Raw genomic sequence first — 22671 nt, 5'->3', positions numbered from 1 at the left:
TGCACGACTGCGACCCCGGAGGGACGCGTGTGCGGCTAACCTGATCACCACACCGGACCGCTCATTCCGGCCGCCGTGCCGGGCACCACGTCTGCGGGGGACGCCATGGCCACGGTTCTGTTCGTGCACGGCACCGGAGTCCGGGCCGACGATCTCGCCGACACGCTGCGGCTGATCGAAGACGGCTGCCGGGCGTTCGCCCCCGACGTCGACCGCGTCCTCGCCCCGGCCTGGGGCGAGGACTGCGGCGTCGTCGGCGGCAACGCCGGACTGCTCCCGGAACCCGGACCGGACGACGACGCCGGCCCCGCCCCGGCACCCGACGGCGACGGCACGCTGCCGTGGGCGTCGCTGCTCGCCGACCCCGGGCTGGAGATCCGCGTCACCGCCGCCGCGCAGGCCGCCGACCCGCAGGACGGCGGGCCCGGGTACGGCCGGGACGTGCGCGACACCGTCCTCGCCGCACCGGGGGAGTTCGCCTGGGACGACCACGCCCCCGACGTGCGCGTCCCGGCGCGGGCCCTGCTGGACACCGCGGCCCGGCTGCTGGCGGGCGACGACGATCCCTCGGTCGGCGACGACGCGTGGGACTGGTTCGCCACGGCCGGCGGCAACGTCGTCCTGGCCCGCGCGCTCACCGCGCAGTTCGTCCTGCTGGCCGGCGAACACCGAGTGCTGCCGGACGGCTTCGACCCGGCCGGGATGATCGACGGACTCGAGGAGACCCTCGGCGGCCGCGAGCAGAGCGGGCGGGCGAAGGCCGCCATCGCCGGTGCGGCGATCGCGTATGTCGGAGGTTCGCGCAAGCGCATCCGCAAGTACCGGGACAGGATCCACGCGAGCGCCGACCTGTTCGTCGGCGACATCCTCGTCTACCAGGCGCACGGCGCCCGCGCCCGCGACTACCTCGCCCGGCGGATCGACGCCGTCGACGGCGACGTCGTCGTGGTCGGCCACAGCCTCGGCGGGATCGTCGCGTTCGAGACGCTGACCGGCGCCGACTACGGGCCGCGCGTGCGGCTGTTCACGGTCGGTTCGCAGGTCTCCCGGCTCTACCGCTACGGCGCGCTGGCCACGCTGGCGCGCGGCGGCACGCCCGCGTACTGGCCGACGCGCTGGACCAACGCGCACTGCCCGCAAGACCTGCTCGGCTTCCCGGCGCGGCCGGACTTCGGCGACGACGTGCCCGTCACCGACCTGCAGATCGACACCGGAATGCTCTTCCCGGACGCGCACAGCGGCTACTGGGGGCAGAAGGAGACCTACCGCGTCATCGCCGAACTCGCCCGGCGGCAGCCGTGAACAGACATGCGCTCGTCGTCGCCTACGGATACTTCGGGCCGCGCGGCGCCGACCCGCCCCAGTTGCCCCATGTCGTCCGCACCGCGTGCCGCTACCTCGACTACCTCCTCGACGGCGGCGCAGGCTGGCGCATCACCCTGCTGGCGGCGGCCAAGCCGGGGTCGGAGGACGAGACGGCGGTGAAGGCGTATGCGGACCGCGGCGTCGACGTCCGGCTCAACACCTCGCGCGCCGACTACGAAGCGGCCGTCCGCGCGTTCTACCGGCAAGCCGAGGACGGCGAAACCCTGTTCGTCGTCTGGCTCGGCCACGGCCAGCACACCCTGCAAGGCACCTCGCACGCGACATCCGCGCTGGTTCCCAGCCTCGACGACGACGGCATGTGGAGCACGCACCGCCAGGACGTCGGAAAACTGCACGACTACCTGCGCCAGCAGCGCGCCGGGCAGAACAGCCCGCTCGGCGAATGGTTCGGCGTCTTCGACATCTGCCGCAACCACGAGCCGAACCGCTACCCGGACATCGGCGGTTTCCCCCTGAGCGACGGCGCGAGCGACCAGGCCGCCCGCCGCGCCCTCGTGATGTTCGCCGCCTCGGCGGGGCAGAAGGCCGTCGGCGTCAAGTTCGCCAACCTGCTGATCGACGAACTCGCCGACCGCGCCGCCGACGGACAGCCCACGCTCGCCCGCGCCCTCCTCGCCGGGCAGGCCGTGCAGCAGGCCTTCGCCCGCGCGGCCGCGTCCAAACAGACGCAACGCCAGACCCCCGACTTCTTCCTCATCGGCCCGCCCGGCACCGGCACCGCCGTCGTCTACCGCCAAGTCCCCGACGGCTCGCCGCACCGCATGGCGCTGTGGGACGTCCTCGACCGGCTCGAAGGCGACTACGAGACCGCCACCGGGCAACCGCTCGCCACCGCCGCGCTGCGCCACGCCCTGTGGCTGCACGGCACCCGCGGCCTCCCGCGCGACGGCACCCTCGCGGAACTCGGCGACGCCGTGTACTTCAACACCGAAGACCACGTGCGGTTCGCCACCGAAGCCGTCCATCCGCTGCACGTGCTGCGCGACTGGCTCCGCGCGTGCCTGCGCACCGGCTTCGCCGGGTGGGCCCGCGACACCGCCGACGGACTGCTCGCGCCGTTCGAGGAGTGGTGGCACGAGATCCCCGACGACCTCCGGCCGCCGGAACCGCCCGCCGGACCGCCGGTCCTCGTCGTCGACTACGCCGTCGCCACCGATCGGGTCGCCGCAGCCGGCGCCGAAACGGGCGGAGCCCCCGGGCCGTTCCGCGTGGACGCCTGGCTGTACCAGGGCACCCACGGCCTCAAACTGCCGCTCGGCAACCTGCGGATCGACTTCGGCGAACCCGTCGCGGCGGCGTTCCGCGCCGCGATCGCCGCCGCCGAGGCCGCCCTGCCGCGTGACAAATACGTGCAGGTCCTGGAAATCCTGGTCCCGCGTTCGCTCTTCGGCTATGCGTTCGACCGCATTACCCTGGGGCCGGAAGGCCACGAACGCAATGCGCTGCCGTTGGGCAAGGCACGTGCCCTGGTACTGCGCGACCGGGAGCGGACCATGGGCGGCCCCAGCGGCTACGCGCTCAGCCGGGTGTTCGGCCGCTTCATGCACGAGATCGGCCAAGGACGCTCCCGTCGGATCCACGAACGGGTGAAGTGGTTCCGCTGCGGCGCCGCCACACGCGACATTCCCCTCCAGTCGTGGGAAGGATCGCGGTACATCGGCGCCGCGCTGGCGTTCGCCGCCGACGCCGAGCAACGCGCACCCGACGGCGTCGACCAGGTCCTGGAGGGAGGAGCCATCTTCGCCCTGTGGCCCCGCACCTTGTGCCCGCACGACTGCGCGGGCGGCCGCGACTGCCCCGGCCGCGGCTACGTCCGCGCCATGAGTCGGCACCTGCGCGGCGTTGCGAGCATCGACGAGCTGCCCGAACGGGTCTGGCTGTGGCGCAACGGCGGCGGCGACCCGCGCCGACGGCCCGTGTGGCCGCGCGGCGCGGCCCCGGACCGGCCGCGCGAAGAAGTGGTTCTGGTGCTCGACCGGCCCGGCCTCCGCGTGCCCTACGACCCGCGGCCCAGCCTCGGCACCCCGCAGCGGAAGGGGCGGCAGTGACCGACGACCTCGAACAGTGGTTCATCTACCGCGGCCCCGGCAGCGGCGGCCCCCGCACGCTCCCGGTGCGGTGGCCGGATGCGCCGCCGTGGCGCCGCTTCGGCGGCATCCCCGCGGACGCTGACGCGGCTGCCGTGCCCCCGGCGGTGCCGGCTGCCGCCCCCGTCGCCGCGCACCCGGCGGCCCCTGCTGTCGCGCCCGCCCCGGTGGCCCCCGTCGCCGTCGTGCCCGGGGCCCGCGGCGACGCCGACGCCCCGCCCAACGGCGCCGGTCCGAAACCGCCGCCGCTGCCCGCCGACCCGCCGCCGCGCGTCGACCGGTCGGCCGCCGACACCCCGGCCGCCGCGCGGCCGACCCTGCAAGAGGACTACGTCGCCCGGACCTTCCACTTACCCGCCGAGCAGCGCACCGAGATCCTGCTCGCGGTCAACGCCGCCATCCGGCTGCGCCGCCCGCTGCTCGTGACCGGCCCTCCGGGTGCGGGCAAGACGTCGCTCGCGATGAGCATCGCCTACGAACTCGATCTGGGACCCGTGCTCCGCTGGGGCGTGACCAGCCGGACGACCCTCCGCGACGGTTTGTACGAGTACGACGCCCTCGGCCGCATCCACGACCTCACCCTCGCCCGCGGCGGCATCGCCGACAACGCCGGCAACTACGCCGAGGACATCGGCAACTACCTGCGTCTGGGCCCGCTCGGCGAGGCCCTCGTGCCGCGGCGGCGCCCCCGCGTCCTCCTGATCGACGAGTTCGACAAGGGCGACAGCGATCTTGCCAACGACCTGCTGCACGTCTTCGAGACCGGTACCTTCGACATTCCCGAACTCCAGCGGCACCGCGAGGAGTCCGTCCTCGTGCGCACGGCCGACCGGACCGGGCCGCGGGACCGGCGCGTCGAGGTCGTCGGCGGCCGGGTCGAGTGCGCGGAGTTCCCCGTCGTCGTGCTCACCAGCAACCGCGAACGCGACTTCCCCGCCGCGTTCCACCGGCGCTGCCTGCGCCTCGAACTCCAGGCACCCACCAAACGCGACCTGCAGATGCTGCTCGAACGCCACACCGGCTATTGGGCCGAACTCGGCGTGGCACCCGCCGCCTACCGGCCGGGCGACCCGGTGGAGACGTTCGCGAAACGCGCCGAATCCCGCACCCTGTCGTCCGACCAACTCCTGCACACCGCCTTCCTCGACGGCACCGGCGCGCCCCTCGACCCGCTCGACGCCGCCGGACGCGCCCTGCTCGACATCGTCATGGGCGATCTCCACGGAGGGGGGTGACGGATGGACCCCACCGCGCGCCATGGCGGACCGGAACCCGCGTACGACGTCGGCGCCGCCCTGGACATGCTGTGGCTTACCGGCAGCACGCCCGACGCCGCGATGGCGTGGCTCGGCGGTGCGCTCGGCACCGGCCCCGACCCGGCGGCCGAGCCGGAAGGCGGCGGGGGGGCCGGGTACGGCGCGCCCGCCGGATTCGACTGGGGGCCGGGCGGCGGCAAGCCGCCTCCCGCGCCGACGCCGGGATTCCCGGCGGCGCCCGTCCAACTGCCTTCGTGGGACGACGGCGGGACCCCGGTGCGGGCGCTTCCGATGCGGATCCGCGCCGAACCGCGTCTGCCCGCCGCGCGCGCCCTCGAGAACGCGCTCAAACCGCTGGGCTCCACCGCCGACGCACCCGGCCGCACCGACCTCGACATCGACCGCACCGCGGAAGCGATGGCCGTCGCCGACGCGTTCGTCCCCGTGCTGCGCCCGCAGCGCGAACCGCGCTGGGACCTGCTGCTGGTCCGCGACACCAGCGCCGCGACCGCACCGTGGGGTGCTGTCCTGCGGGAACTAGCCGACGTGCTGCGGCGCAGCGGCGTGTTCCGCACCGTCCGGGAGATCCACGCGGACGTGTCCGGGCCCGAACCGCGGTTCACGGCAAGCGACCGCACCACCCCGTGCGACCCGGCGCGCATGCTCGCGGACGGGGGCCGCGGCATGGTGTTCGTCATCACCGACGGCGTGTGCGAAGGGTGGCAGTCCGCCGCCGCGATCGGCCACCTCGGGTCCTGGCACGAGCGCGGGCCCGTCGTCGTGTGGCACTTGCTGCCGGAACGCCTGTGGGCCAAGACCGCGATCGCCCCGAGCCGCGTCGTCCTCCGCCCGTCGCTCGGCGCCCGGCACCGCCCGCGGATCCTCGTGTGCCGCGACGACGACCGCCCGCCGGTCCCCGTCGACGACGCCGACTTCCTGGCGCTGCCCGTGCTGGCCTTCGACGGCGCCCCGGTCCTGCACTGGGCGCCGGGCCGGGAGACCGCGGAGCCGCCCTGGTCGCATGTGCGCAGGCTCATGGGAATGCTCGTCGGACGCACCCAAGGCATCCGCGAACTGACCGCCGCCGCCTGGGTGGTGCCGCGATCCGCGCCACGCGCCGCGCCGCACCCTCCCGGGCCCGTTCCGGTGGACCTGCCGGCGGAGCAGCGTGTGGACACGTTCCTGCGCACCGTCCCGCCGAGCTGCGCCGATCTGCTGTACGGACTCGCGGGTACCGCCCCCATCACCTTCGAGACGATGCGGCTGGTCAACGCGGTCGTCAACGAACGTCCGGATCCGGCGGACGTCGCCGAGGTGTTCCTCAGCGGCCTGCTCGTGCGCACCGACGACGAAGCCGCCGAGGCGCCGCCCGAGGAAGCGCCCTACGACTTCCCTGCGGACGTCCGCGCCGTCCTCCTGAGCCGCTGCACGTCGGCGGAGCTCCTCGCCATGTACGACCGGATCGCCCAGGAGGTCGCCCGCCGCCTCGGCTCCGACGCCGTCGCCTTCCGGGTCCTGCTGAGCGGCGAGGACTTCCCCGCCCCCGCACGGATCGCGGACGGTGCCCGGCCGCTGGCCTATCTCACCGCGGCCCTGCTGCGCCGCCTCGCGAACAACCCGGAGGTGCGCAACGCGGCCCTGCTGGAACGTCTTGCCGCGGGCGGGCCCGACCTGGCGCCCGGCACGCCCATCCCGGGATTCCGCAAGCCGGAGCCCGCGCCGCCGCCCGGCTCCGCACCGCCGCCGTCGCGGCCCCCGTCCGGGACACCGCAGCTCTCCGCCGCCGACCCCGGCACGCCCGGCCCGGCCGCGGAGGCCGCCCGCCCGCGGGGGGTCCTGGGCGGCGCGCTGCTCGACGGCGCGCGCATGGTCGTGCCCGCCGCGGATGTCGCCGACGCGATCGGCACCCTGCCGCCCGAGCCCGCCCCGGAGCCGGAGCCCGGCCGCGACCGGCGCCGCCCGAGCGCGGTGCCGCGGGTGGCGCTGCTCGGCGGGCAGGCGTCCGGCAAGACCACGTTCCTGGTCGTCGCCGCCCTGCGGATGTTCACCACGGACCGCGGCGCGCGGCTGGACCTCGACCTGCCCGGCGTCGCCCTCGACGACGTGCTGATCACCCCGCGCGACGACGCCACCAAGGAGTTCGTGCACCGGGCCGGCGTGAGCATCATCGAGCAGCGGGTGTTCCCGAACGCGACCTCGCAGCCGGAAGACCTGCGGCTGCGGGTGGACGCCCGGTGCACCGTCCGCCGCAGGCTCCGCTGGCGCCGGAAGCTGTCCTGGCGGGTCGCCTTCGACCTGGAACTCCACGACCGGGCGGGCGGGGACTTCGAGGAGCCGGACTCGCCGCTGACGCTCGGCGCCGACGCGGTGCGGAACGTGCGCGACACCCACGGCATCGTGTTCCTCGCCGATCTGAGCAGCCCGGCCGCGGCCGCCCACACGGCGGCCAGCCTGAGCCGGTTCATCCCGCGGCTCAGGCCGGACGGCCTGCCCGAGGAAGCCGCCGACCGGCTGCCGCACTTCGTCGCCGTGTGCGTGTCCAAATGCGACGACGCCCGGGTCCGCGACCGCGTCCTCGGCGGCGCGTCCGCGCCCGGCGCGGCCGGCGTCGAAGCGGCCCTGCGGCGGCTGGCCGCCCGGGGGGACGCCGACGTCGACACGATGCTGCGGGTCCTCGGCACCTGGTTCCACCACGACCGGGTCCGCTACTTCGGCACGACGTCGGTGGGATGGGACTACCAGGGCGACGCCTTCCGGCTGCGCGGCCGCCCCGTCCAGCCGGTCAACGTCTGGGAACCCATGGTCTGGCTTGCCAGTTCGGTCGGAGCTTTCGCCGGGGAGACTTCCTGAATGACGGAACGCACCATAGCCGCGGAGTGGGCGTGGCATGCCAAACCGGGGGACAGCCACGGCGACTACCGGGTGCTGAGAGCCTCCGGACCGCCCGCCGACTACCCGCGGTTCGGCGCGGAGATCCGGGCGCGCGCCATAGGCACGCCGCTGCCCGCGGTACGCGGCCCGGACGCACTCCCGTGGGTGCGGTTCGACCGCAGCGCCGACGGCGCCGCGAACACCGTCACATGGACCGAGTGGTCGGCATTGCTGGACGAGTTCGGACGTCCGATCGTCGGCACCAGCCACTACGTGCTGCCCGGCGTCGACCTGGCGCTGCACCGCCCCGCCCTCGACGAGCTGATGCAGGCGCTGTTCGGCATCGACCTGGCGGAACACCCGCCGCAGCCGGCCCTGCTCACCTTGCCCGCGCCGAGTGAGCCGTCCGAGAGGCAGCCGTACCCGCTCGGCTGGCTTGCCTCGGTCGCGGCGCTGGTGCTCGAAGGGCCGGTCACGCTCGTGCCGGACGCCGCGGACTGGCCGACGCGGGACCGCGTCCGGGTGTTCGACGACATCCTCGGCCTGCTGCCGTATCCGGCGGCCGCCGCGGTGTCGGCGGCGACCTGGTGGACGGCGTCCGCGGCGGGCAGCGTCCGGCTCGCGGTCGGACCGGCGCAGCGCGGGCGGCGGGCCGTGCGGATCGGCGGGCCCGCCGAACCGGAGACGGCGGCCGGTGCCGCGTACCGCGGACTCGTTCTCGCCCTCGCGGAGGCGCGCGGTGCCGTGCCGCTGCGCCGCGACCTGCGGGCCTTTCCGATGCCGTCCGCACCGGGGCCGGATTTCTTGCGGGCGGAGGCGGTCCTGGGCGCGGTCCGTGCCCGGTTCGGAGATCCCGCGGGGTGACCCGCGAGCACCGCAACGGCGGCGTACCGGCACCGCATCGGCGCCGTGGGAACGCGGCTTGAGCAGGGGCGCGACCAAGTCGCGGCGAACGCACGTCCTGTCCCGCTAACGTGGCCGGACGACACGACGGGAGGGGGTGCTCGCGTGATCGCACCGTTGGACGGCGCCGGTCCCACCCGGGTCGGCGACTTCGACCTGCTGTGCCGGATCGGGGCCGGCGGCTTCGGCGAGGTCTATCTCGGCCGGTCCCGCACCTGGGCCGGGCAGTTGGCGGCCGTGAAGATCGCCCACCCGGACATCGTCCGCAACGAGGGCTTCCGACAGCGCTTCACCAACGAGGTGCGCGCCATGGGCACCGTCGTCGGCGACGGCGTCCCGCGGCTCCTCGACGCCGACAGCGAAGCCGAGAAGCCGTGGCTCGCCACCGAGTTCCTGCGCGCCCCGGCCTTGCAGGACCTGGTGGGGGAAGGCGGGCCGCTGCCGCCGGAGGTCGTGTGGCGGATCGCCGAGCAGGCGTCCGCGGCCATCGTCCGCATGCACGAACTCGGCGTCTACCACCGCGACATCAAACCCTCCAACGTGCTGATCGGGCGGGACCGCGCCTGGCTGATCGACTTCGGCCTGGTGCGCCTCGTCGGCGACCCCCGGCTGACCCGCACCGGCGACCGCATCGGGTCGCTGCAGTACATGTCGCCCGAGCACGTCGCGGGTCTCGCGCAGGCCGCCGGGCCGTCCGACGTGTTCGCCCTCGGCGGCACGCTGCTCTACGCGCTGACCGGGCATCCGCCCTACGACGGCGCGTCCATCGTCACCGTGCTCCGCAAGATCAGCAGCGAGGCGCCGGACACCTCCGGGCTGCCGGACGGCGACCTGGCCGGGCTGATCCGCCGCTGCCTGGTGCGGCACCCGGACGGCCGCCCGACCGCGGTGTGGGTCAACTCGGTCGCCCGCCGCCATGTCGGGCGCGCGGCCGACGTCGGCTCCATGCGGCTGCCCGGCGACCCGGTGCCGCTGTGGCGGACGCTGCCGCCCGAGCACCGGCGCCTGATGCGGGACTACGACCGCAGGATCGAAGAGGCGTCCGGGGGAGCGGTGCCCCGGTTCGACGGGGAGCCCACGGCCGTGGTCGGCGCCGCGCTCGCCGTCGACGAGGAGATGGCGCTCGGCGTGGGCCCGCTCGGGGCTCCGGCGCCCGGCAGTTCCGTCGACTCCGGCATTCCCGTTGATCCCGGCAGTTCCGTGAACCCGGGCAGTTCCGTGCGCCCGGGCAGTTCCGTCGACCCCGGCGGTTTCGCCGGTCCGCGCCCCGCCGACGGGCGGTCGGTCCCGCCGCGGACCGGCGGCCCCCGTCCCGACTGGGAATGGCGGGGCCGGGACTGGATCCGCTGCCCTCCGGTGCTGTCCGCCGGAGTCGTGGCGATCGCGCACTGCCAGGGCCGGGTCGTCGGACTGGACGCCGAGAACGGCCGGGAGCGCTGGGAGCTCCCCGCCGAATCCGGCGACCTCGTGCTCCCCGGCGCGATGGCCGTGGTGTCCGGGCGGCTGGTGGTCGGCACCGGGCGCGGGCGCCTGCGCATCGTGCACGCGTCCAGCGGCAAACGCGAACACGACCTGTGGGTCGGCCCGACCGTCGGCTCGGCCGGCACCGGCGTGGCCGTGCACGGCGTGTGCGTGACGGGCGCGGACACCGTCCTCGCGACGATGGCGAACGGCGACCTGGTGTCCGCCCGGCTGGACGCGATGGCGGCGCGCACCGCCCGCGAAGCGGTCGGTCCGGTGCGCCGCCCCGCGGTGTGCGGCACATCCGTGGTCACCGCCGGGATCGACGGGTGCGTGCGCACCTGGGAGTTCGGCACCGGCATCGCGAAGTGCCGGGCGAAATGGCGGCTGGACGGGGCGATCCTCGGCGGGCCGCTGGCCGTCGGCCAAGCGGTCGTGTGCGGGACCGCGGCCGGCACGCTGTGGCTGGTCGAACCGCCCGGCGGCACCGCGCGTGTGCTGGCCCGGCTCGGCACGGCGATATGCGGGGACCCTGCGGTGTCCGGCGACGGGCTGGTGGTGGCGGGGACGTCGGGCGGCGACGTGGTCGCGGTGCACGCGTCCGGCGTCAAAGGCTGGCGGGAGTCCCTCGGCGAGCCGGTGGTCGCGGTCGCCGCCGACGAGCAGTGGGTGTACGCCGCGCTGCGCGGCGGCAGCGTCCACGTCCTCGGCCGCGACGACGGCGCGCGCGTCCACACGATCCGCACGCCCGCCGCGTGCGTCCCGGCAGCCGCCGGACGCGAAGGCGAACGCCGTTTGTACACCGCGGGATTGGATGGCGCGGTCCGCCGCTATACGATCCCGTGATGCGCCTCCGCGGCGCGTATCCGGGCCACTGCCGCGACTGTTGGCCGAACGCGTGTTCGCCGGCGTGTGGGCGCGCCGCCGCCGTGCGCCGAAACGTGCTTTCCCGAAAGGGTATTGGCTGCTTTTGACCCCTCCTCACGATCTCGCGACGGCGGGCGGGAATGACCTCCGGGAAAGGCCGCCAACCACTACCATCGGCTCATCACCAGGTCACGCCGCGTGGACATCCGGGTGCGGTCGCCCGCGCGGCGGGCAGGGACCACGACGGCTGGGGGACGGGGTGGCGGCCGTGCGGGGCGGATTCGGCGGGATCGAAGCGGCGCGGGCACGGAGTGCCCGGGCGCGCGAGCGGGCGCACGCCCCGGGACGACCCGGGCGGCGGCGGTGACGCCCCGGCACCGGCGCGCGCCGGGAGACGTGCCGGCCACGATCTGCCCGGTGTGCCTCTCCGCGTTCCCGGCCCGCGGCGCCTGCCGGTTCTGCGCGTGGGAGGCCGGCGGCGACCTCGACACGGCCCGCCGCGGCTACGACCTCAAGACCGAACTCCGCGCCCGGCCGGTGCGCGAGGAACCCGACCCGGCCCGCGACGGCCGCACGCTCCCGCCCCCCGAGACCACCGACCTGGCGGACCTGCCGCCTTTCCCGCGTTTCCCGGACCTCCCGGACCTGCCGCCGCCGCGCGACGGCGGCGACGGCCGTGCGGGACCGGAACGCGACGCGTGGCGCGACATCCGCGCCGAGGACGCCCGCGCCCGTGCCCTGGCCCCCGGCGGCGCCGACCAGGTGCTCGTGGCGCTGGCCGCGGGCGAGTTCGACCGCGTGTGGTTCGTCGAACTGTCCCGGCACGGCGCGGCCGCCGTCCGCGTCGACCGCGATCCCGCGGGCGCGGTACGCATCCCGGACGCCGCCGAGCCGCGCAGCCCCTGGCCCGAACTCCTGAACCACCCGGACTGGCTGCCCGCCGCCGAGGACACCGGCGACTACGTCCTCGCGGGCGGCGTCGGCACCGTCGAAGGCACCGGATGGCACGGCCGGCCCGCCCCCGTCGACCCGCTGTTCGGGCGCGCCCTCGGCGCGTGGACCGGCCGGTGGGCCGGACGGTGGCGGCAGGAACGCACCACGCCGGGGGAGGGCAGCGCGTGGATCCTCGTCTCCCGCGACCCGCACTGGCGCATATGCGTGCAGGCCGCCCGGCACCTCTCCGCCGAGTATCCGCCGTCCGCGACCCTCGTCCCGGACGGCACCGTGCCCCTCGACCGGCTCGTCGACGACCTCGTCGGCGGTATCCCGACCCGGCACACCTACGCTCTCGTCGCCGTCGAAGCCGACACCGCCCACCGCACCACCCGGGTCATCACCCGCGAACTCTTCCCGCGCGGCACCCTGGCCCTCCCCGGCAGCACCCCCAGCACGAGCGTCGCCCTGGCGTTCCCGGCGTCCGGCACCGGCAACGGCGCCGACGCGCCCACCGAGCGACTGCTGCACGTCGTCGACCCGTACGGCGGCCCGGACGGCGACTGGCCCGTCCTGATGGCCGGCGCCTACCCGGCCCCCGGCGGCGCCCACGAGATCACCGTCCGCCTCGTCGACGCCCGGCGCATCGAGGTCGGCATCGACCACGACGGCGCGACCCGCGCGCTCACCGCCGTCCTTCCGGGCGCCCCGCCCGGCACCCTCCCAGGCCACGGCATCGGCAACGGCACGGGTGACGGGAAGGGGAACGGCCACGGAAACGTCGACGGCCGCGGCCCCACCGGCACCGCCCTGTTCGGCGCCGGCACCCGCCGCGTGCTCGGCGGCGGGCTCGACGCCGACATCGTGTGCGCCGTCGAACTCGCCGACGAAGACCCCGAACGCGTCCGCCGCCGCCTCGACTTCGCCGCCGAACTCGCGGAACGCCTCACCCGCCTGGACGACGGCGCCGGCCGCTTCCGCCTGGCCCTCGCCGGCTACACCGACCACGACCCGCGCCGCCGCGTCCGCCGCCCGGACGTCTTCGGCCTCGGCACCCACGTGCCGCCGCTGCGCACCGTCCCGTTCGCGGACCCCGCCGACCACCTCGACGCCCTCGCCGCGTGGGAGCCCGCCGCCGTCCTGCACCACTACGCGGCCCCGCTCGAAGAAGTCGTCCACCACCTCGACACGCACCGCACCGACCCCGCCTGGCGGTGGCGCGCCGCCACGCGGATCCTCGTCACCGTCGGCAGCCGGCCCCCGCACCCCCGCTCGCGCGGCGCCGACCTCGTCATGCCCTGCCCCGAACGCCTCGACTGGCGCACCCACCTCGCCGCGCTGCGCAGCCGCGACGGGCTGCGGTGCGTCCTCGTCGACGACCGCCACACCGAGCCCGACCGGCGCAACCGCAGTTCCTGGGTGTGGGAATTCGGGTCCTTCCGCGAAGAGTTCGGCGCCGACGGCCACTTCGGCCCGGACGACCCGCAGGTCTGGGCCGCCCTGCTCACCGGCCCGGTGCCCGCGTCCGCACCGGTACTTCCGCTGCTCGTGGACACCGCGAGCCGCACGCTGCCTTTCCGAGGAGGCGGATCCCCCCGATGACCGACCCGCACGCCTACCCGCCGCCTCCGCCGCCCGACCCGGACGACGACGAAACGGTCTACTCGTCCGAGCCGCCGCCGTTCGCGGCCCGCGGCGGGCCGCTGCTGCCCGAGGACGTGCCCGACGACCTGCCGTACGACACCTACGACGGACCCTTCGACACGGAGGCCCCCGCGCTCCACCGCGAGGTCCCGTTCGACGCGTACACCGGCACCGCCGTCGTCCCGCTGTCCCTGTGGGGCGCGCCCGGCTCCGGCAAGACCACGTTCCTGGCCGCGCTGCAGTTCGCCGTCAACCAGTTCGTGCACCCCGCGGTGTCGGTCAACCTGACCCCGGCCAGCAACCTGGCCCTCAAGGAAGCCCAGAACTTCCGGCGCATGCTCACCGAAGAGCGCACGTTCCCGATGGCCACCGCGGGTATCTCGCACCAGTTCTGGGACTTCACCGTCACCGAGAAACGCCGTGGCCTGCTGCGCCGCGGCCCCGGCCGCAGCCAGACGTTCCTGCTGGAGATCACCGATGCCCCCGGCCGCACGTACGACGACGAGAACGCGCACAGCAAGAACCCGGCGATCACCCACCTCGTCAACAGCCGCGGCCTCATCCTGCTGCTCGACCCCATCGGCGAACTCGAACAGCGCAACTCGTTCCGCCACTTCGGCGGTGTGATGGAGAACCTCCGGATCGCCGCCATCGCCGACGGCAGCCTCGTCGACGGCCGCCTCCCGCAGCACCTGGCCGTCTGCCTGACGAAATGGGACGACCCCCGCGTGTTCGTCCGCGCCAAACAGGGCGGCTTCGTGCACACCGACGACACCGGGGTCCCGCGCATCGCCGACCCGGCCGCGTTCATGACCTGGATCTCCCGGGCCATCCCGGAGAGCAACCTCGGCTACATCGACCAGGCGCTGCGCAACAACTTCCACCCGAACCGGGTGAAGTACTTCATCACCAGCTCGCTCGGCGTCGGCCGGGTCGATCCCGAACAGCCCGGCCCCGACGACTTCCACCGCGTGGTCGCGGAAGCCGACGACCAGCTGATCCTCGACGTCATCGAACCGATGAACGTCGTCGAACCGCTGCTCTATCTGACATCGGCCGTGATGGACCGGAGGCGGTGACGGTGGCGGAACTGGAAGCCCAGTGGGTGTGGTTCGGCAAATCCCCCGGATCCACCTCGGACTACGAAGTCCTCGAAGGCAGTTCCGAGCCGAACACGTACAAAGCGCTCAGCAACGTCGTGTGGCGGACCTTCCCCGGAACGCCGGACCGCATCGACAACGGCCCCGAACGCCTGCCCTGGTGCACCGTCTCGCCCGCCCGCGGGCAGGACCGCAGCCCCATGTGGGTCGTCAAGATCGTCGAAGCGCGCGGCGAGAAGGACGGCTTCAACCGCGCCATCGTCTCCGCCCGCGTGTTCTTCGTGCCGTACCCGGAAGCCGCCGCCGCCGGCCTGTCCGCGGCCCGCCTGCTGGACGCCCTCGACGAGGCGCCGCTCGTGCCCGGCGCCCCCGTGTCCGTGCGCCTGCCCGACCCGGCGGCGACCCGCGCCGACATCCTCGCGGAGATCCGCGGCCTCGGCATCGAATGGGCGGCCACCGTCGCGGCCTGGATGCTCGCCGGACCCGTCTCCATCGGCGGGGCGGACAACGCCGACCGGCACACCCGCCTCGCCATCGTCGACGCGGTGACCGCCCTCCTGCCCTACGGCGTCCGTGCCCACCTCACCGCGCACACCTGGACCGGCACCGACACCCGCGCCCAGCCCTGGGTGTCCTTCGCCGAAATCCCCGGCGCCCGGCGCCTCGCCGTCAACCGCCGCCTGCCGCTCCCGCCCGAGGGACCTGCCGCCGACTACTACGGCGTCGTCACCACGTTCCTGGAGCGCAACGGCCTCGACGACCTCGTCGAACGCCTGGCCGCCATGCGCACCCCCGTCGACCTGGCCAAGACCCGCGGCCTGAGCGGCAGCCTCGTCACCGCCGTCCGCGACCTCGACTGGGTCACCCGGCTCATCGAAGCGAGCCGCAACGGCACCCTCAACGCCGACGAACTCGCCCGGCGCCTCGCCGGCGCCGAACCCGGCCGCCTCAAGCCCGACGAAACGCGCGCCCTCCTCGGCGCCGCGTTCGCCGCCGCCGTCCGCGGCCACACCGGCTGCGCCGACGCCGCCGAGGTCTTCACCCGCAAAGCCAAAGCCGCCGACGCGGCCGTCGCCGCCGTCGTCGCCGAACTTGGCGCCCCCGAAGACCCCGGCACCCCCGACCGCGACGCCCGCATCTGGGCCCTCGCCGACCGCCTCGGCCTCGGCAACGCCGCCGCCTACGTCCTCCTCACCGGCATGGGCGCGGACGGGGCAACGCCGGAGCGGATGGTTCGCATGCTGCGCCGCATCGGCGCCGCCCGCGCGCGGCGCCTGGAGGCCGTCCGGGACTTCCTGTGGCAGGAGAAAGTCGTCGCGGGTGCGCTCCTGGCGTACGAATCCGAGGACCGGCGGCAGTGGCTGGCGGTCCTCGACCCGGACAACGCATCGGTGCCGGTCTGGCTGCGCCCCTACCGGATCCTCGGCTCGCGGCACGCCACCGGCAGCCTGCCCACGCCCGGCGACGCCATCGCCGTCGCCGACCTCACCGAAAGCGGCGAGGAGTTCACCCGCGTCGTCAGCGCGTTCTGGCCCACCTTCACCGAGGCCGCCGGGAACGAGCAGTACCAGGCGCGCCTGTTCGCCGCCCTCACGCGGCGGCACATCGCCGACCCGGACACCGCGGTCCGCATCGACCTGCTCCTGGTCGTCGGCGGCTACCTGCCGCACGGCGCCGAGCAGCGGCGGCTGTCCGTCGAGCGCTACCTGGAAGCGGTCCGCGACCGCCACGTGCACGACCGCGTCGCGTTCCCGCGCTGGGCGGCCGCCTGGACCGGACTCGTCCTGAACCCGGGCGCGGGCCCGGTCAGCCGGGAAAGCCGCCTCCTGCTGCGCACGTTCGCGCTCGACTGCGGCGACTCCACCGCGGCCGCGATCGCCGGTGCGGTGGGCGGCGCACTGGAGAACCCGGGCCTGTACGACACCCAGATCCTCGACGACACCTGGTGGCACGCCCTCATCCAGTACGACCCGTCGCTGGAGCAGAGCCGCACCCTGACCCGGGTCCGGCAAGGCGGCCTGTCGCTGCGCGAAGTCGTCGACCTGTGGGCCGACAGCCTGTGCAGCGCGCCGTCCCGTGCGGGCGTCGCCGTCGTCGGCGGCACCGACCGCAAACCCATGCTGGCCGCCGTCGGCGACTGGCTGCGCAAGAGCCAAGTCCCCGCGGTGGCCGTCTTCGACGCCCTGTACGGCGGCCTCGTCGCCCGCCGCGTCGATGGCGCGCAGGCCCGCGAAGCCGTCGACGGCCTCCGCCTCGCCGTCACCCAGGGCGCCTGGGGCGAACCGGAAGCCGAGCGCCGCCGCGAGCAGTTCGGCGAAGCGCTCGCCGCCGAGGCCAAGCATGCCCGCCGGCACCGGCGGGCCATCCGCAAAAGCAAGTTCCAGCCCCCGCCCGCCCAGCCGGCCCCGCAAGGCGGCGCGGCGGCCCCGGCCGCCCCGCCGGCCCGGAAGGGCCGCCGCCGCAAGAACGAGGCACCGCCGCCCGGACCGCCCGCACCACCCGAACCCTCGGGGAACCTCCCGGCGCCCGCCTCGACGGCGGACACCCGGGCGCTCCCCGCCGGCTCCGCCACCGGGAGCGCCGCGCCGGGTGCCGCACCGGCCGACGGGAACCTGACCCACGGCGGCCGCGGGCGGTTCCGCCGGGGCTGGCGCCCGAGCCCGCCCCACGTGCAGCAAGGCGCCACCGTGCGCTGGAAGATGGAGCGCGAAACCCTCGTCGCCCGTATCCTCATCGCGCTGGTCGTCATCCTGGTCGGCGTCATCGCCGTCGCCGTGCTGCTGCTGTCCGACGACGGGTCCGACAACGGATCGCCGTCGACCCCGGACAACCGCGACCCGGCCGCGACCGCCCCGGCCGCGGCCCCGCAGGACCCCGGCCACGATGCCACTGCCACCACCCCGAAGCGGCCGAACAACCGGCCCTGAACCACGCACCTCGCCCCGTCCGGAGAACGTCCCCTGGGAGCCCGCGTGAAGTCACCCGCCCGACGGCCGCGGCCGCGCCGCCTGCGCGCCGCCATCGCCGCGCTCGCCGCCGCGCTGCTCTTCGCCGCCCCGGTCGGCACCGCGCACGCCGCGGCCGGCCCCGCGGCACCCGGCAGCCGCGAGGACCTGCTGACCGCGCTCGGCATCGGCGATGTCGGCGTCGACTACCTCGTCCTCGTCGACCAGTCCCTCTCCATGGGCGACGCCGGCTACGACACCGCCGTCCGCACCGAAGTGAAGAAGCTCATCGACGGCATGCGGTCCGTCGACCGGGTCGGCTTCATCAGCTTCGCCGTCCGACCCGGCACGCAGAAGAAGTTCGTCCAGGCCGCCGAAGCGAAATCGCTCCTGGACGGCCTCTCCGTCGACGACCCGGGCGGCACCAACCTCGGCCTCGCCCTGGCCTCCGCCGCCGACCTCATCGACAAGACGCCGCTGGACAATCCGCCGCGGCCGGTCGGCGTCGTCCTGCTGTCCGACGCCAAGGAGGACGTCCCCGCCGGACAGCCGTACGCCAAGATCGACCCGAGCACGCCCGAATGGAAAGCCCTGCGCGCGCGTTTCGACAAGATCGGCGCGCAGCGCGACATCGCCGGGTTCGGCGTCGACTTCGAACAAGGCGCCGACGTCGTCTACAAGGCCATCAGCACCGTGCTGTCGTCCATCCCCGCCGGGCACGCCAAAACCGTCCCCGAACTCTCCGGCCCGCTCCAGGAATGGGCCGGGCAGGCCCGGGCCAAGCAGGGCGCCGCGGCGGTCGACGCGGAGAAGGGCAAGGGCGTCGAAGCACGCTGGATCGTCCCCGACACCCTCGACGGCACGTTCGACGTGTCGTCGAACGTGCCGCTCGTACTGGAACTGAAGGCGACGACCGCGCGCGTCCCCGTACGCGTGTCGGACCTCGCCGTGTCGGGCGCCCAAGTCTCCGGACTGCCCGCCGACCCGGTGATCGTCGACCCGAAAGCACCCCCGGTGCGCATCAACGTCACCATGTCCGCCGCCCGCACCCGCACCGGGCTCGGCGGCGGCACCTCGACCGTGGAAGTCCGCCCCCGGGTCACCGGCACCGTCGACTCGCCGCTGGGCCCCGCGGTCACCCAGTACCTCAACCGGCCGCTCGCGCTGGCGACCGACATCGCCAACGTGCCGCCGTCGCCGCCCGTGAAACTCACCGGCAAGGAAACCACCGAACGGGCCTCCTGGATGACCGCCGGAATCGTGATCGTCATCATCGCCGCCCTGATCCTCGCCGTCGGCGGCACCCTGTACGTGGTCCCGCGCAAGATGCAGGGCGAACTCGACGTCTGGTCGTACGACGGCACCTACTCGATGGTCGTCGGCGTCGACGGCGAACGCTCCGTCGCCCGCACCCCGCTGTCCCGGATCCAGGACCCGGGCTGGATCTCGGTACGCGGCGGCCAGGGCTTCGGACGCCGCGGCCGGACCCTGCGGATCCAATGCTCGCGGGGCGGCAACGTCGGCGGCATCCGGATGGCCGAGGGCGGCAAGGGCGTGGTCGCGGGGCTGGACGTGCAGCACCGGAAGTGGACGCGGCCGACGGGCGGGGGACCGGGGACGGGGTAGCGGCGCCGCTTATAGATTGTCCCGGTGATCGCCGAAGACCCGCCGCGCCCGGCCGCCGCGGCAGCCCCGCCGCCGCGCCGCCGCATCCTGCGCGACGAAGTGATCCTCGTCCTCGCGCTGTCCCTCGGCGCGTCGGCGCTGTCCTCGCTGATCTCCTTCGTCGGCTCCGTCACCCGGCCCGGCGGGCTCGCCCACCAGGCCGCCGTCCTCAACCGGTCCGCCGCGCCCGGACGGCCGTGGCTCGACCTGGCCTGGCAGCTGTTCGGCATCGCCACCGCGCTCGTGCCGATCCTCCTCGTCGCGCACTTCATGACCCGTGACGGCGAATCCATCCGCGACCTCGGCGTCGACACCCGGCACAAGTGGCTCGACCTGGGCCGCGGCGCCGCCGTCGCCGCGGCCATCGGCGGCACCGGCCTCGGCCTCTACCTCGCCGCCCGCGGCGCGGGCGCCAACCTCACCGTGGTGCCGACGACGCTGCCCGACGTGTGGTGGCGCATCCCCGTCCTGGTGCTGTCCGCGTTCCAGAACGCGGCCGTCGAGGAGATCATCGTCCTCGGCTACCTGCTGCACCGGCTCCGGCAGTTCGGCTGGTCGTTCCCCAAGGCGGCGCTGGCGAGTTCGGTGCTGCGCGGGTCGTACCACCTGTACCAGGGCATCGGCGGGTTCTTCGGCAACCTGGCGATGGGGCTGATCTTCTGCTGGCTCTACAAGCGGTGGGGCCGCGTCATGCCGCTGCTCCTCGCACACGCGCTGATCGACACGGTGGCGTTCGTGGGGTACGTGCTGCTGGCGGGGAAAGTGAGTTGGCTGCCTACGCCGTGAGGCGCCGGCTCCTCGGCCGTGCGGGGGCCTCGACGATGCCGGTTCAGTCGCGGGGGTCCGGGGTGTCGATGAGGCCCGCCAGGGCGTAGGTGGGGGAGCGGTCGAGGTTGTGCCGGGCCCGGTCGTAGCGGCGGGTCGTGCGGCTGTCCGCGTGGCCGAGGAGGTCCTGGACGTCGCGCAGGGAGGCGCCCGCGTCGAGCGCGAGCGTGGCGCAGGCGTGCCGCAGGTCGTGCGGGTGGAGGCTGTCCGCGAGGTGCGGCACGGCGGTGGTGGCGAGGGTGCGCAGCAGCCGCCACACGCCCTGCCGGTCGAGCGGGCGGCCGGTGACGGTCGCGACCAGCGGGCCGTCGGTGCGGCCGTCGAGGTACGTGTCGATCAGCTCGCCGGCGCGCGGCGGGACGACCATGCGCTGCCGCTTGCCGCCCTTGCGGGTGACGGTGAGCACCCGGTGCCCGCGTTCCCAGCCCAGGTCGCCGACCTCCGCATGGCACAGCTCGGACACCCGCAGTCCGCAGAACAGCAGCAGGTTCGCCACCACCGCGGCGCGCGGCGAATGCGCTTCCGCGGCGGCCAGCAGCCGCCCCGCCTCGGCCCGGGACAGGCCGGTCGACTGGACGTTCTCGCCGACTTTCGGACGGCGGACGCGGGCGGCCGGGTTGCGGTCGATCAGCCCTTCGTCGACGGCGTAGGCGTAGAACCCGGAGACCGCGGAGAGCCGCCGCACGACGGTGGAGGGAGCGGCGCCGGAGCGGGTGAGGTGCTCGACGTAGGCGTCCACGTGGACGCGGCGGGCGTCGAGGATCTCGATGCCGATCTCGGCGCACCAGGCTCCGTAGTCGGCGAGGTCGCGGGTGTACGCGGTGCGGGTATTGCCGTGGTGGGAGAGCAGGAATCCGACGGCGATGCGGTTGGCGGGAGTGTCGGGGAGGTCGGCGAGGCCGGTGCGCGGGGCGGTTTGGCCGGGGAGGGCGAGGGCGGTGGACGGTTGGTTTGCCGGAGTTCCGGTTGCGGGAGTTCCGCCTGTCGAAGTTTCGGCTGCCGACGTTTCGGCTGCTGAAGTCCCGGTCGTCGGAATTCCGCCTGACGGGGTGTCAAGCGCCGTTGCGGGCAGCGGATTTGCGGCGTATTCGGGGGCTGCCACGCGGTCGGACTCCTGGATTCGCTCGCCGGGACGGGAAGATGGTGCCACGCTACCGGTCGTGGCCGACCGGGTCGGCGGGTACGAGTCCGGACGGGGTGGCCGTGTCGGCCGTCCGTCCCGAACGGTTTTGGGGGTGCCATGGTCCTGGGCGGTCTTCGCCAACGGTTCCGCGTGCAGAACGATCCGGTCGACCCGGTCGCGCCGCTCGACGCCCCCGCGCGACGCCCGCGGCTCCTCGGCCCGGTGCTGCTGGCGATCTTCTTCCTGGTCGTGGTGGTCGTCGTGGTGAAGATGGGCGGCGGCGAGGACAAGCCGGACGGCGGCAACGCGGACAACGCCGCGGCGTCCGGCTCGGCGAGCCCGTCGGCGACCTCCGACGAGGCCCCGATCGCGGCGCAGGGCGCGATCGAGGGCACGGTGAAGTCGCGGGTCGCGATGGCGGTCTACCGGCAGCCGGAGATCCGCGGGCGCACGGTGCTGAGCGCCGACCACGGCACGCGGGTGATGGTGGAGTGCACCGTCCAGGGACAGACGCAGTACACCAGCGGGAAGCCGGACCCGACGTGGGCGCGGATCATCGTGCAGGGCAAGCAGGGGTATGTGCCGGTGGCGCAGGTGGATACGGGCGGCGTGGTTGCCGAGCAGGTGCCGGCTTGTACGTGAGGCCGGGAGCTGTGGTGCCGCCGGTCTGGCTTCGCCGTGTGTCGGCGGGGCTCAACTCCACCACAAGCGCTCGGCGTTGCCGCCGAGGATCGCGGCTTGGCCGGCGGCCGGGCGGCGGCGCAGGGCGTGCCGCGCCAGGGTGACCATGCCGGGGTAGTCGGGGGTGCGGGTCTGGGGGTGGTCGGAGCCCCAGAGGAGGCGGTCGTCGCCGAAGGTGCCGGCGAGGCGGTCGACCACGTCGGCGGGGTCGTGCGGCGCGTACGACGTGAAGAGGTGCGTGCTGATTTTGAGGTGCACGTTCGCGAGTTCGGCGAGGGCGAGGACCGGTCGGAGCCCGGCGTCGCCCGCGGCCGGGTCGGGGAAGCCGGCGTGGTCGAGGGCGACGGTGAGGCCGGGACGGGCGACGATCGCGGGGGCGAACCGGCCGAGGTCGGCCGCGAACGCGGTGAGGACCAGGGTGATGCCGGCCGCAGCGGCGACGTCGAACAGGCGCGCGGTGTGGGGTGCGTCGATCCACGCGGGGGTGGGGCGTCCGGGCCCGCCGGAGACGGCGAAGAGGCGGACACCGCAGATGTGTTCGCTTGCGAGGAGCTGCGTGAGGTGCTCGGGCGCGGCCGGGTCCGCGGGGTCGACGGCGACCACGGCGCGGGTCCGGTCGGGGTGCGCGGCCGCGGCGTCGAGGACGTAGCGGCAGTCGTAGCCGTAGGCGCCGACCCCTTGCACGAGCACGCACCGGTCCACGCCCGCGGCCCGCTGGACACCGAGGACGTGCTCGGCGGTCGCGGTGCCGTCGGACCAGTAGTCGGCGCCGTCCCCGGTGCCCTGGGTGCGCGGGTACCGGGCGGTGTCGGGGGAGACGACGTGGACGTGGGTGTCGATGGTGTCGATCAAGGCGGTCACGGGCGGACGGTAACAGCGGGGGGTGGGGAGGTGAAGGGGGCGTCGGGGGGTTGGGAGTAGTTG

The 22671-nt window shown here is 74.7% G+C and carries 14 protein-coding genes; 12 read left to right on the top strand and 2 right to left on the bottom strand.

What is annotated here, in order from left to right:
- The first annotated feature begins 105 nt into the window (after nucleotides 1-105).
- From ABEA93_RS28275 to ABEA93_RS28225, 11 genes are all read left to right on the top strand, one after another.
- Entirely contained in the window at nucleotides 106-1302 is a 1197-nt protein-coding gene (locus ABEA93_RS28275; protein ID WP_345678642.1) for an alpha/beta fold hydrolase, read from the top strand.
- On the top strand, nucleotides 1299-3434 hold the full coding sequence (locus tag ABEA93_RS28270) for a hypothetical protein (RefSeq protein ID WP_345678641.1): 2136 nt from the start codon (nucleotides 1299-1301) through the stop codon (nucleotides 3432-3434). The genes ABEA93_RS28275 and ABEA93_RS28270 overlap by 4 nt, the downstream gene beginning before the upstream one ends.
- On the top strand, nucleotides 3431-4708 hold the full coding sequence (locus tag ABEA93_RS28265; RefSeq protein ID WP_345678640.1) for an AAA family ATPase: 1278 nt from the start codon (nucleotides 3431-3433) through the stop codon (nucleotides 4706-4708). The genes ABEA93_RS28270 and ABEA93_RS28265 overlap by 4 nt, the downstream gene beginning before the upstream one ends.
- A gap of 3 nt (nucleotides 4709-4711) precedes the next feature.
- Nucleotides 4712-7579 (top strand): SAV_2336 N-terminal domain-related protein, encoded by a 2868-nt coding sequence (locus ABEA93_RS28260; protein WP_345678639.1) that lies wholly within the window; start codon nucleotides 4712-4714, stop codon nucleotides 7577-7579.
- Nucleotides 7580-8464 (top strand): hypothetical protein, encoded by an 885-nt coding sequence (locus tag ABEA93_RS28255; RefSeq protein ID WP_345678638.1) that lies wholly within the window; start codon nucleotides 7580-7582, stop codon nucleotides 8462-8464. It begins immediately after the preceding gene.
- Between the two features lie 144 nt (nucleotides 8465-8608).
- A complete protein-coding gene (locus ABEA93_RS28250; protein ID WP_345678637.1) occupies nucleotides 8609-10810 on the top strand; it encodes a protein kinase domain-containing protein in 2202 nt (733 codons plus the stop codon).
- Between the two features lie 417 nt (nucleotides 10811-11227).
- The gene (locus ABEA93_RS28245; protein WP_345678636.1) at nucleotides 11228-13366 is read left to right on the top strand and encodes a hypothetical protein; all 2139 of its coding nucleotides are present in this window, start codon (nucleotides 11228-11230) and stop codon (nucleotides 13364-13366) included.
- Nucleotides 13363-14487 (top strand): hypothetical protein, encoded by a 1125-nt coding sequence (locus ABEA93_RS28240; protein ID WP_345678635.1) that lies wholly within the window; start codon nucleotides 13363-13365, stop codon nucleotides 14485-14487. Before ABEA93_RS28245 ends, ABEA93_RS28240 begins: the two co-directional genes overlap by 4 nt.
- On the top strand, nucleotides 14484-17435 hold the full coding sequence (locus ABEA93_RS28235; RefSeq protein ID WP_345678634.1) for a hypothetical protein: 2952 nt from the start codon (nucleotides 14484-14486) through the stop codon (nucleotides 17433-17435). The genes ABEA93_RS28240 and ABEA93_RS28235 overlap by 4 nt, the downstream gene beginning before the upstream one ends.
- A gap of 45 nt (nucleotides 17436-17480) precedes the next feature.
- Complete coding sequence (locus ABEA93_RS28230) at nucleotides 17481-19079, top strand: vWA domain-containing protein (RefSeq protein ID WP_345678633.1); 1599 nt, start codon at nucleotides 17481-17483, stop codon at nucleotides 19077-19079.
- Nucleotides 19080-19103: 24 nt separating this feature from the next.
- Nucleotides 19104-19904, top strand: coding sequence for a CPBP family intramembrane glutamic endopeptidase (locus tag ABEA93_RS28225; protein WP_345678632.1), 801 nt, complete (start codon nucleotides 19104-19106; stop codon nucleotides 19902-19904).
- Nucleotides 19905-19947: 43 nt separating this feature from the next.
- On the opposite strand, the gene ABEA93_RS28220 is transcribed toward ABEA93_RS28225, so the two are convergent.
- Nucleotides 19948-21045 (bottom strand): tyrosine-type recombinase/integrase, encoded by a 1098-nt coding sequence (locus ABEA93_RS28220; protein WP_345678631.1) that lies wholly within the window; start codon nucleotides 21043-21045, stop codon nucleotides 19948-19950.
- Between the two features lie 171 nt (nucleotides 21046-21216).
- Between ABEA93_RS28220 and ABEA93_RS28215 the strand changes: the two genes are divergently transcribed.
- Nucleotides 21217-21708 (top strand): hypothetical protein, encoded by a 492-nt coding sequence (locus ABEA93_RS28215; RefSeq protein WP_345678630.1) that lies wholly within the window; start codon nucleotides 21217-21219, stop codon nucleotides 21706-21708.
- A 51-nt stretch (nucleotides 21709-21759) separates the two neighbouring features.
- On the opposite strand, the gene ABEA93_RS28210 is transcribed toward ABEA93_RS28215, so the two are convergent.
- Nucleotides 21760-22608, bottom strand: coding sequence for an amidohydrolase family protein (locus ABEA93_RS28210; RefSeq protein ID WP_345678629.1), 849 nt, complete (start codon nucleotides 22606-22608; stop codon nucleotides 21760-21762).
- Between the last annotated feature and the right edge of the window lie 63 nt (nucleotides 22609-22671).

It is taken from the genome of Yinghuangia aomiensis (assembly GCF_039542225.1).
Taxonomy (GTDB): Bacteria; Actinomycetota; Actinomycetes; order Streptomycetales; family Streptomycetaceae; genus Yinghuangia; species Yinghuangia aomiensis.
Note: the sequence above shows the minus strand (reverse complement) of the source record. Positions and strands in the feature narration are given on the sequence as shown.